Source organism: Acidovorax sp., assembly GCF_021287135.1.
GTDB lineage: Bacteria > Pseudomonadota > Gammaproteobacteria > Burkholderiales > Burkholderiaceae_C > Acidovorax.
In genome coordinates, this window is the sequence record NZ_JAJTBB010000086.1 from 1 (window position 1) to 8,975 (window position 8,975).

Consider the following 8,975-nt stretch of genomic DNA (forward strand, 5'->3'; position numbering starts at 1 on the left):
CTTGATGGCTTCCTTGGTCTGGGGCATGACGCCGTCGTCAGCCGCCACCACCAGAATGACGATGTCGGTAGCCTGGGCACCACGGGCACGCATGGCCGTGAAGGCCTCGTGACCGGGGGTGTCGAGAAACGACACCATGCCGCGCGGCGTTTCCACGTGGTAGGCACCAATGTGCTGCGTGATGCCGCCGGCTTCGCCCGCCGCCACCTTGGCGCGGCGGATGTAGTCCAGCAGCGAGGTCTTGCCATGGTCCACGTGGCCCATGACGGTGACCACGGGGGCGCGGGGCAGCACCTCGGCATCCTGTTGGCCCACTTCGTCGTCGGTGAAGGCTTCCGGATCGTCCAGCGCCGCCACCACGGCCTTGTGGCCCATTTCTTCCACCACGATCATCGCGGTGTCCTGGTCCAGCGGCTGGTTGATGGTGACCATCTGGCCCATCTTCATCAGGGCCTTGATGACCTCGGAGGCCTTGATGGACATCTTGTGCGCCAGCTCGGCCACGGTGATGGTCTCGGGCACATGCACTTCCAGCACGCGTGCTTCCACCGGCGCGGATGCGTGGTGGTCGTCGCGCTGGTCGCGGTCGTTGCCGCGGCGGCCGCGCGGGCCGGCGCGCCAGTTGTTGCGCCCCACGCCACCGCTGCTGTCGCCGCGGGTCTTGATTTCCTTCTTCTTGGCCGTGTCGTTGGCCCAGCTGGACGACAGCTTGGCCGACTTGACTTCCTTGCCGCTGCCGGGCGCACCGCCCGTGCCGGCCGGGGCCGCCGTGCGGCCGGTGCCCGTGCCCACGGCAGGCTTGTGCAGCGTGCCCTTCTTGGCGTCGCCCGCTGCGGCGGGCTTGGCCGCCGGCTTGGGCTCTTCGGGCTTCTTGGCCACCATGACCGACTTCTTGGGCGCGGCCATCATCGCGCGGATGGCCTCGGCCTCCGCCAGGGCCTTGCGGCGGCGCTCTTCCAGATCGCGGGCGCGGGCGGCTTCCTCTTCGGCGCGGGTCTTGGCCTCGGCGGCGGCCTTTTCGCGGGCCTCGGCCTGGGCGGCGGCGCGCGCGGCGGCTTCAGCAGCCTGCTCGCGCGTCTGCTCTTCCTTCACGGCGGAGGCCTGGGCCTTCTTCTCGGCTTCCTGCGCTGCGTAGGCGGCGGCGCGCTCCTCGGCCTCGCGCTCGCGCTTTTCGCGCGCTTCGCGTTCCGCACGCTTTTCGGCCAGCTCCGCCTCCTGGCGGCGGATCAGCTCGGCCTGGCGGCGGGCTTCTTCCTCGCGGCGGGCCAGTTCCTGGTCTTCGCGCGACACAACGGGCTCTTCCACGGCTTCATGCGCTTGCGCTGCAGGCGCATCGGCGCCCTCATCGCGCTGGATGAAGGTGCGCTTCTTGCGCACTTCCACCTGGATGGTGCGCGCCTTGCCGGTGGCATCCGCCTGCTTGATCTCGCTGGTGGATTTCTTCACCAGCGTGATCTTCTTGCGGTCTGCGGACGCCGTGCCGTGGCTGGCCTGCAGGTAGGCCAGCAGCCTCTGCTTGTCCGACTCGGTCAACGCGTCGGAAGGGGCGGCCTTGCCCACGCCAGCGGCCTTGAGCTGGTCGAGCAGGGTTTCAGGCGATTTCTTGAGTTCGCTGGCGAACTCGGCGACAGTGTTACTGGACATATATGGTTCGTGCCTCCCTGACCTTTACTCTTGCCCTGCGAACCAGTGTTCGCGCGCCTTCATGATCAAGGCCTTGGCATCCTCAGGAGACTGTCCGGTCAGGTCGGTCAGCTCATCAATGGCCAGATCGGCCAGGTCATCACGCGTGTGCACCCCGCCCTCGGCCAGCTTGGCAATCAGCTCGGGGGTCAGGCCTTCCAGGTCCCGCAGGTCCTGGGAAACCGCGTCCACGCTTTCCTCACGTGCGATTTCCATCGTCAGCAGAGCATCCTTGGCGCGGGCGCGCAGCTCATTGACGGTGTCTTCATCGAACGCTTCGATCTCCAGCATTTCCTGCAGCGGCACATAGGCCACTTCTTCCAGGCTGGTAAAGCCTTCGGAAATCAGGATGTCGGCGATTTCCTCGTCCACATCGAGCTTTTCCATGAACAGGCGGCGGGCCGTGTCGGTCTCGTTGGCCTGCTTCTGGGCGCTCTCGGCGGCGTCCATGATGTTGATCTTCCAGCCCGTCAGGTCGGACGCCAGGCGCACGTTCTGACCGCCGCGGCCGATGGCAATGGCGAGGTTTTCCTCGTCCACCACCACGTCCATGGCGTGCTTTTCTTCATCGACCACGATGGAGGACACGTTGGCCGGCGCCAGCGCGCCGATCACGAACTGGGCCGGGTCCTCGGACCACAGCACGATGTCCACGCGCTCGCCAGCGAGTTCGTTGGTCACCGCATTCACGCGGGTGCCGCGCACGCCGACGCAGGTGCCGATGGGATCCACGCGCTTGTCGTGCGAGAGCACGGCGATCTTGGCGCGCGAGCCGGGGTCGCGGGCGCAGGACTTGATCTCCAGCAGGCCTTGCTCGATCTCGGGCACTTCGTTGCGGAAGAGCTCGATCATGAACTCGGGCGCCGAGCGCGACAGGATGATGGGCGCGCCGCGCAGCGTCAGATCCACTTCCATGATCATGGCCCGCACGCGGTCGCCGCTGCGCAGGTTTTCCTTCGGGATCATCTCGGAGCGGCGCAGACGGCCTTCCACGCGGCCGGACTCGACAATGATGTCGCCCTTGTCCATGCGCTTGACGGTGCCGGTGAAGATCTTCTCGCCGCGCGACATGAAGTCGTTGAGCAGCATCTCGCGCTCGGCGTCGCGGATTTTCTGCAGGATGACCTGCTTGGCGGCCATGGCGCCGATGCGGCCGATGGGCACGGACTCGACGCCTTCCTCGATGTACTCGCCGACCTCGATATCAGGGATGCGCTCCTTGGCATCCATGAGCAGCTCTTCGGCGTCGGGGTTTTGCAGGCCCGCATCGTCGGGCACCACCAGCCAGCGGCGGAAAGTCTCGTAGTTGCCGCTGTCGCGGTCGATGGACACGCGGATGTCCACATCGCCCTGGTAGAGCTTCTTGGTAGCCTGGGCCAGGGCGGACTCCACGGCGCCCAAGACCACATCACGCTCCACGTTCTTCTCGCGCGAAATGGCCTCAACCAACATCAACAATTCGCGATTCATGCGACGACTCTCCTGTTTCAATCACCTGAGGGCAGTGGCGGCGTCCCGCCGCCCCACCCCGTCTATTCAGCAGCCCACGCCAGGCTCAGGCCGGGGCTGGCCCCGCCTTGCCTGCACGCCCCTTGAAGTCCACGATGGGCGCCAGCCGGGCGTCCTTGAGTTCATCCAGGGTGAAGCCCAGCGCCTGCAACGGGGCGGGCACACGCTTCTTGCTCACTCTTTGACCGGGTTTCACCGGGGGCTCGTCGCTCCAGACGATCTGCCAGCCGCCGGCTTCGGCACGCTCGAGCGTGCCGCGAAATTTCTTGCGCGTGGCATTCACCTGCCCCGCCGCTGCGGCGCCAATGGGCGCCTTCAGGGTGATGTCGATGACCGAGCCCGCGAAGCGCACGAAGTCCTGTTCGTGGCGCAGAGGGCGGTCGATGCCGGGGGAGGACACTTCCAGGCGCTTGTACTCGACGCCGTCCACCTCCAGCGCAAACTGCAGCTGGCGCGTGACCTTCTCGCAGTCCTCCACCGTGACGAACTGCTCCGGGACGGGCGTGGCCGCGGCCTCGGCGGCGGGCGGCGCCCACGGCAAATCGATGGTGATGCGCAGCAAGCCTCCGGCAGAGCGCTCGATCTCCACCAGGTCGTACCCCAGGCCCGTCACGGTTTGTTCAACGATTTGCTGCAATGCCACTTACTTGCGTTCCGTCCCGAAAAATCACACAACTTGCGCCCACGGGCACCAGGCCCACGCGTTTGCGCAAATCCAAAACAAAAAACCCGATAACCCCCGGAGACCCGTCCCCGACAGCTTCGAGCTCCAAAAGAAAGCGACCAAAAAAAACGGGCGGTTGGTACCCGCCCGTTTGGTCGTGAGAGTCGTATTGTAGCGCGTAACACATTGATTTGCAAAGGCGCACCGCGGTGCAAGTGTTGCGATCCTGCCCTGCTGCGCCGCAAAGCTAGCGCCCGTGCGGCCTGGCGCGGCGCGGCCGACGGCCGTGGGCTGTATTTTTCCTGGCCTGGCCCGCATCTCGCATCTCCCTCGAGCGATGCGGCCCCCGCACCTTCACGCACCTGGGCCATGCGGCGGGACCAGGCGCCCTGGCCGCACCGGGCCTGCAGCGAGTGGATGGAGAAGCTCGGAGCAGCGGGAAGCGACGCGATTCAGGTTCAAAAATGGCTCTATCGCTTTACCACAAAGCGCTAGCAGCTATCAAAATATGAGCGACCGGTGCGCAGCGTGAACCCGGCCGCAGCCGTGCTCAGCGGCTGCGCGCTGCGCGCACGCGCTCGAACACACCCTGCGCCTCGCCGCCCGCCCCGGCGCCGCCTGGTGCGGCGGCCTGCAGGCTGGCCAGCAGCCGTGCCAGCACGGGCGCCTGGGGCAAGAGCGGCCCCAGGAACAGCGCGCGCTGGCCGTCGGCGATCAGCAGCGTGGGGAAGGTTTCCACGTCCAGGTCGCCGGCCAGGTCGGATTCGTCCTCGATGTCCACCCACTCGAACCGCACGTCGGGGTGTGCGCGGGCCAGCTCGTCGAACAGCGGGCGGTAGATGCCGCAGGTGCCGCACCAGGCCGCGCACAGGCACACGGCCCACCAGCCGCCGGGCGTGGCAGCCGCGGGGCTTGCGGGGGTGGACGGGGGCAGTGCGGCGGGGCTGGACATCAAACGGGCTCCTGGGGCGAACACGGCGGGCCCTTGCGCAAGGCCCGCTACAAGCCGCGCCGTTCCCGGGCGCGGTAGACCTCGATGGTACCCACCCCGGGCGCCTGGTTGCCCCACTGGTTGCGCACAAAGGTGGCGACGGCCGCGATGTCCTCGTCCGACAGCACCTGCTGGAAGGGCGGCATGCCGTGCGGGCGCGGGTTGCCCGCCGTGGCCGGCAGGTACCCGCCCTGCAGCACCACGCGCACCAGATTGGTCGGGTCGGCCAGGGTCACGGCGCGGTTGCCGGCCAGCGCAGGGAAGGCCCCGGGCTCGCCCTGCCCCTGCGCGCCGTGGCAGGCGGCGCAGCGCTGCTCGTACACCTTGGCGCCCCGTGCCATCGCCGCGGCGGGTGGCGCGGGCGGCGGCGCGCGCTCCGCCGGCGGCTGCTGCGGCAGGGCCTGCAGGTACACGGCCATGGCGCGGGCGTCGGCATCGGTCAGGTACTGCGTGCTGCGGAACACCACCTCGGCCATGGGGCCCAGCACCGCGCCCTGCGGGGCCACGCCGGTCTGCAGCAGCGCGGCCACGTCTTCGGTGCGCCAGTCCTTCACGCCGGCCTCGTGCGCGGCGTTCAGCGCGGGGGCATACCAGTTCTGCACGGGGATCAGGCCGCCGCTGAAGGCCCGCGCGTCGCTGGTGGCGCCCAGCGCGTTGCGCGGCGTGTGGCAGGCGGTGCAGTGGCCCAGGCCGTTGACCAGGTACGCGCCGCGGTTGACTTCGGCCGTCTGCGTGGGCTCGTGCCTGGGAGCCCCGGGCGCGAAGAACAGTGCACGCCACACCCCTAGCGCCGCCTGCGTGCTGTACGGAAAGCGCAGCGCATGCGGCCGGTTGGGCTCGGCCACGGGCGGCAGGCTTTGCAGGTAGGCAAAGATGGCGTCCGCGTCCTCGCGCGTGACCTGGGTGTAGTTGGGGTACGGAAAGGCGGGGTACAGCAGCCGCCCGTCCTTGCTGCGGCCGTGGTGCAGCGCGCGCCAGAACTCGGCGGAGGTCCAGCCGCCCAGGCCGTGCGCCTTGTCGGGCGTGAGGTTGGAGCTGTGCACCACGCCAAACGGCGTTTCGATGCCGCGCCCGCCAGCATAGGGCGCGCCGCCCTGCGCGGTGTGGCAGGCCATGCAGTTGCCCACCCGGGCCAGGTATTCGCCGCGCTGCACCAGCGCGGGCGTGGACTGCAGGGTTTCGGTGGCGGGCAGTGGCTCCTCGCCGCGCAGGTTCAGCGTGACCAGCGCGGCGGCCGCGACGCCCAGGGCCGCCAGCACGGAAGAGATCGTCCAGAAGATGCGTTGCATTCCAGCCCCCCTCCCTCAGCGCGCCGCCACGGGCACATCGGCCACGCCGCCGCAGCGGGCGGGCATGGCGGCGGGGAGATGGTTCGCGGGCTTGCCGCCGGCCGGCACCGGCTGGGCCGCCAGCCAGGCGGACGCGGCACTGACCTCCTCGGGCGTGAGCTGGCGCGCAATGGCGGCCATGCAGTCGGGCGGCTGGGTGCGGCGCTGGCCGGTCTTCCAGGCGCCGAGCTGGCTGTTGAGGTAGTCGCGCGGCAGCCCCAGCAGGCCCGGGATGGACGGCGCCACGCCCGTCATCGCCGCGCCGTGGCAGGCCACGCAGGCCGGGAGCTTGCGGGCGGCGTCGCCCTGTTGCACCAGCTTGCGGCCCTGCTCCAGCATGGCGGGCGGGGCCTGCGGCGGCGGGGGCGGCGGATAGGGCAGGTCCAGCGCGGCAAAGTGCTCGGCCATCTCGCGCAGGTAGTCGTCGGTGAGGTGCTCGATAAGGTAGCTCATCTGCGGGTAGCTGCGCCGCCCGTCGCGGAAGTTGAGCAACTGGTTGGCCAGGTAGCCGGCCGGCTTGCCGGCAATGCGCGGGAAGTACCCGTCGGGCGTGGCCCGGCCTTCCTTGCCGTGGCAGACGGTGCAGGCCAGCACGCGCGAGGCCATGCCGCTGCCCACCGACACGGTGGGCACTGCGGGCACGGTGGACACCCGTGCGCCGGGCGACGAAGACGGCACGGACGACGATGCGGACGAACCCACCGGGGGCGCGGCCAGGGCCGCCGCTGCGGCCGTGGCCGCCAGGCCCAGGGCCAGCCCGCGGCACAGGAAATCAATCATGGACAACAAAAAAGTGGGGCGGAAAGGGACAGGCAAATCCAGCCCGCACTCTACGCTGCCCCTCCAATCCAGTACAGATTCAGTTTCCAACTAAAAATACGGATCAGTTGCCGCCCTCCCGCCGTCCCCGCCCAGCCCACCCGCCATGAAGCGCTACGAACGCCACGCCGACGCCCTGGCCCAGCTCATCCACAGCGGCGCCCTGCGCCCGGGCGACCGCATGCCCTCGGTGCGCGAGGCCAGCCGCACGCGCGGCATCAGCCCGTCCACCGTGTTCGCGGCCTACTACCTGCTGGAGGCCCAGGGGCTGATCCATGCCCGGCCCCGCTCGGGCTACTACGTCAACAGCCGCAGTGCCCTGCCCGGCGCAGCCGGCGGCGAGCGCCCGGCCGAGCCCCTGCCGTCGCAGCCGGCCAGCACCTCCACCGGCGTGGCCATCAGCGACCTGGTGTTCGAAGTGCTGGGCCAGGCCCGCGACAGCGGCTTGGTGCCGCTGGGCTCGGCCTTCCCGGGGCCGGAGCTGTTTCCGCTGGAGCGGCTGGCGCGGTGCCTGTCCGGCGGCATGCGCCGGCTGGACCCGGCCAGCATCGTGCAAAGCCTGCCGCCCGGCGATGAACGCCTGCGCCAGCAGATTGCGCGGCGCTACGGCCTGCACGGCACGGCGGTGGAGGTGGACGAAATCCTCATCACCAACGGCGCCATGGAGGCGCTGAACCTGTGCCTGGAGGCCGTCACCCAGCCGGGCGATGTGGTGGTGGTGGAGTCGCCCACCTTCTATGCCGCGCTGCAGGCGCTGGAGCGGCTGAACCTGCAGGCGCTGGAAATCGCCACCCACCCGCGCGACGGCATCGACCTGGCCGCGCTGGCCGAAGCGCTGCGGCGCCAGCCCGCCGACCAGCCCGTCAAGGCCTGCTGGCTGATGCCCAGCTTTCAGAACCCGCTGGGCAGCCTGATGCCCGAGGGCAAGAAGCGCGAGCTGGTGGCGCTGCTGGCGCGCCACGGCGTGCCGCTGATCGAAGACGACGTGTACGGCGAGCTGCACTACGGCCCCCAGCGCCCGCTGCCGGCCAAGGCCTTCGACACCCACGGCCTGGTGATGCACTGCAGCTCGTTCAGCAAATGCCTGGCGCCCGGCTACCGCGTGGGCTGGGTGGCGGCGGGGCGGCAGGCCACGGCGGTGCAGCGGCTCAAGCTCATGACCACGCTCTCGGCCGCCACGCCCTCGCAGCTGGCGCTGTCCGAATACTTGGCCCAGGGCGGCTACGACCGGCACCTGCGCCAACTGCGCCGCAGCCTGGCCGAGCAGCAGGCCGCCGCCCTGGCCGCGGTGGCGGCGCACTTTCCGCCCGGCACGCGGGTGTCGCGGCCCGAAGGCGGCTACTTCCTGTGGGTGGAGCTGCCGCCCGCCCTCAACGCACTGCACCTGCACCGCCACGCGCTGCAGCACGGCATCAGCCTGGCGCCGGGGCAGCTGTTCTCGGCCGACCAGCGCTTTGCCCACTGCGTGCGCATCAACTACGGCCACCCGGCCCAGGGCCGGCTGCTGCCGGCGCTGGAGTGCGTGGGGCGGCTGGCGACAGCGCTCCTGAAAAGAGAGCTGCCCGCGCTTGACTGACAAGCACTAGCGCCGTTTTTTGACCAAAATCAACGGCTACCGCGCCATGGCTTGCACCCAGCTGACAAAACCCCGCCCTGTGGGTTGCGCCCAACCTCGGGTTCTCCCGGCTTTGGCATGCGGCTTGCAGCGGCATACTGGCGCGCGCCCACCGGACGGGCCCATGGCCCCGCAGCGCCCCGCTCCGTTTCCTTCTCATTGCCGCACCTTCATGGCCCACACGCCCCATTCCGTGCCGTTCCTCACCGTGGAAGACGAAGACGACTGGGTCGTCTCGTTCGCGCTGGGCCCGCAGGGCGCCCCGCGCCTCACGCTGATGCGCACGCCGCACCTCGAGTTCATGCTGCGCCCGGAGCAGCGCGGCGTCTCGGTGGGCGGTGTGGAAGCCGGCCAGCGCCCCGCCTT

General features: G+C 69.6%; 7 protein-coding genes and 1 pseudogene. 2 read left to right on the forward strand and 6 right to left on the reverse strand.

The features are described 5' to 3' along the window. From LWW96_RS21350 to LWW96_RS21375, 6 genes are all read right to left on the reverse strand, one after another. Positions 1-1,644: translation initiation factor IF-2 N-terminal domain-containing protein (locus tag LWW96_RS21350; RefSeq protein ID WP_291489881.1), on the reverse strand; the 1,644-nt coding region annotated here is incomplete at its 3' end. Positions 1,645-1,668: 24 nt separating this feature from the next. Further along, entirely contained in the window at positions 1,669-3,153 is a 1,485-nt protein-coding gene (gene nusA / locus LWW96_RS21355; protein ID WP_291489882.1) for a transcription termination factor NusA, read from the reverse strand. Between the two features lie 85 nt (positions 3,154-3,238). Next, a complete protein-coding gene (gene rimP, locus LWW96_RS21360) occupies positions 3,239-3,835 on the reverse strand; it encodes a ribosome maturation factor RimP (protein WP_291489883.1) in 597 nt (198 codons plus the stop codon). Between the two features lie 571 nt (positions 3,836-4,406). Continuing rightward, positions 4,407-4,808, reverse strand: a complete 402-nt coding sequence (locus LWW96_RS21365; RefSeq protein WP_291489884.1) for a thioredoxin family protein — start codon at positions 4,806-4,808, stop codon at positions 4,407-4,409. Between the two features lie 47 nt (positions 4,809-4,855). After that, a complete protein-coding gene (locus LWW96_RS21370) occupies positions 4,856-6,136 on the reverse strand; it encodes a cytochrome c (protein WP_291489885.1) in 1,281 nt (426 codons plus the stop codon). Positions 6,137-6,151: 15 nt separating this feature from the next. Next, a complete protein-coding gene (locus tag LWW96_RS21375; RefSeq protein ID WP_291489886.1) occupies positions 6,152-6,955 on the reverse strand; it encodes a c-type cytochrome in 804 nt (267 codons plus the stop codon). Between the two features lie 145 nt (positions 6,956-7,100). Between LWW96_RS21375 and LWW96_RS21380 the strand changes: the two genes are divergently transcribed. After that, positions 7,101-8,570, forward strand: coding sequence for a PLP-dependent aminotransferase family protein (locus tag LWW96_RS21380; protein ID WP_291489887.1), 1,470 nt, complete (start codon positions 7,101-7,103; stop codon positions 8,568-8,570). Positions 8,571-8,781: 211 nt separating this feature from the next. Further along, positions 8,782-8,975, forward strand: a pseudogene (locus LWW96_RS21385) (hypothetical protein); the annotation flags it as partial.

Coding starts and splice junctions, on each gene's coding strand:
- nusA (WP_291489882.1), bottom strand. CDS start 3,153: ATGAATCGCGAATTGTTGATGTTGGTTGAGGCCATTTCGCGCGAGAAG.
- LWW96_RS21365 (WP_291489884.1), bottom strand. CDS start 4,808: ATGTCCAGCCCCGCCGCACTGCCCCCGTCCACCCCCGCAAGCCCCGCG.
- LWW96_RS21370 (WP_291489885.1), bottom strand. CDS start 6,136: ATGCAACGCATCTTCTGGACGATCTCTTCCGTGCTGGCGGCCCTGGGC.
- LWW96_RS21375 (WP_291489886.1), bottom strand. CDS start 6,955: ATGATTGATTTCCTGTGCCGCGGGCTGGCCCTGGGCCTGGCGGCCACG.
- LWW96_RS21380 (WP_291489887.1), top strand. CDS start 7,101: ATGAAGCGCTACGAACGCCACGCCGACGCCCTGGCCCAGCTCATCCAC.